This is a genomic window from Pseudomonas sp. SIMBA_067 (assembly GCF_046534675.1).
Lineage (GTDB): Bacteria > Pseudomonadota > Gammaproteobacteria > Pseudomonadales > Pseudomonadaceae > Aquipseudomonas > Aquipseudomonas putida.
Genome location: NZ_JAWRYH010000821.1, coordinates 1 through 256, shown reverse-complemented (window position 1 = coordinate 256; position 256 = coordinate 1). Strand labels below are relative to the sequence as shown.

Below are 256 nucleotides of genomic sequence, written 5' to 3'. Positions count from 1 at the left end.
CAGGGTAGCCAGACTCTGATCAAAGAACCGGAGAAAGATAAAACTCAGGCGACTGCGCTCTGGTCTTTTGCTGATAAAGATCGCTTCGCCCGCAAAAAGGTACGCGGACGGATGTTCAGTTATGAATTTAACCGGCAGTCGAAAGAGTTGCAGGAAGAGCTGGATAAAGTTATTGCGGAGACCCTGAAAAAATATCTCAACCGTTAAGGCATCCGCACTCAAATCAGCCAGCGATAAACGCTGGCTTTTTTTTTGA

Annotated in this window: 1 protein-coding gene; it reads left to right on the top strand. The window is 46.5% G+C overall.

Going from position 1 to position 256, the window contains the following annotated elements; all coding sequences use genetic code 11:
- Nucleotides 1-207 (top strand): ParB family protein (locus SB765_RS31490; protein WP_410932739.1); only part of this gene is annotated, 207 nt, incomplete at its 5' end.
- Between the last annotated feature and the right edge of the window lie 49 nt (nucleotides 208-256).